The following is a 1,069-nucleotide window of genomic DNA, read 5'->3' on the forward strand; positions in this document are numbered from 1 at the left end:
CGAGGCTGTTCGAAACAACCCTGATAAATTCCCCGAAGATTTTTATTTTGAACTTGGAGCAGAGGAACAGCTTGCTTTAAGGTCGAAATCTTCGACCTTAAAGGCCGGTCGGGAGTCCATGCAACAGAACAACCGGCCTTGAGAATGAGGCGTTCTCAGGAGAGAATGGCCTTCTAGCTCCGAGGGGCCAGACCGCGCAGACAACAAGAGAATATACATGGATATAGTAAAATTTGAACATGTTGGATCTAAAATCCTGGATATACGAGGGCGCAAAGTTATTTTGGATAGTGATCTGGCGGAGCTTTATGGCGTTGAGACAAAGAGGATCAATGAAGCTGTAAAGAACAATCCTGATCGTTTTCTGGATGATTACATCACCGAGCTGACACTCGACGAGAAAAAGCAACTGGTCGAAAATTTCGACCGGTTCAACCGTCTCAAACACTCTTCTGTTTTGCCCAAGGCCTTCACAGAAAAGGGGTTGTACATGATGGCAACCATCCTCAAGAGTCCGCAGGCCGTTCAGACCACCATCGCCATTATCGAGGCCTTTGCCCGTCTGAGGGAGCTATCAAGGAACATTCAGACCCTCTCGACAGTCAAAGACGAACAGGAGCAGCAAAGCCTGATGCAGAAGAGTGGAGAGATAATCTCCGAAATATTTGATAACGATTTGCAGACATCGGATACCGAAACATCATTCGAGATCAATTTCGCTGTCCTCAAGTTCAAGCATCTGATAAAGAAGAAAGTGAAGTGACCATTTTTATTGGTCAGAATTGCAGAAAATAGCTCTATGCTCTGGCTGAACGAAAAGGCAAAGACAGGGGGGCCAACGAAACATACGAAGCACACGAAAGGTTTTAAATATAAACTGCCTTTATTTCGCATACCCGGGGGGCAGACACTGTTCCGCGTGTTTAGCTGGCAAAAAAAGTCCTTTAGCTGGCGGTTCCTATGCGGTTGACCGGGGATCAGAGAATTCCTTGGAATGGAAGATTTTAGACGAGTCTGAATTGTAGTAAATCGTCATTCATTTCGGATAGTTGATGTATTTTGAGCCGAA

Annotated in this window: 2 protein-coding genes; both read left to right on the forward strand. The window is 45.5% G+C overall.

What is annotated here, in order from left to right; all coding sequences use genetic code 11:
• The coding region (locus ACTVJH_RS15875; protein ID WP_455992870.1) for an ORF6N domain-containing protein at window positions 1-142 on the forward strand (142 nt) is incomplete at its 5' end.
• A 75-nt stretch (window positions 143-217) separates the two neighbouring features.
• Entirely contained in the window at window positions 218-763 is a 546-nt protein-coding gene (locus ACTVJH_RS15880) for an ORF6N domain-containing protein (protein WP_455992867.1), read from the forward strand.
• Window positions 764-1,069 lie beyond the last annotated feature (306 nt).

Source organism: Desulfoplanes sp. PS50 (genome assembly GCF_053851535.1).

Bases quoted from the DNA above. Each gene is read 5' to 3' on its own strand.
- ACTVJH_RS15880 (WP_455992867.1), top strand. From the start codon at position 218: ATGGATATAGTAAAATTTGAACATGTTGGATCTAAAATCCTGGATATA.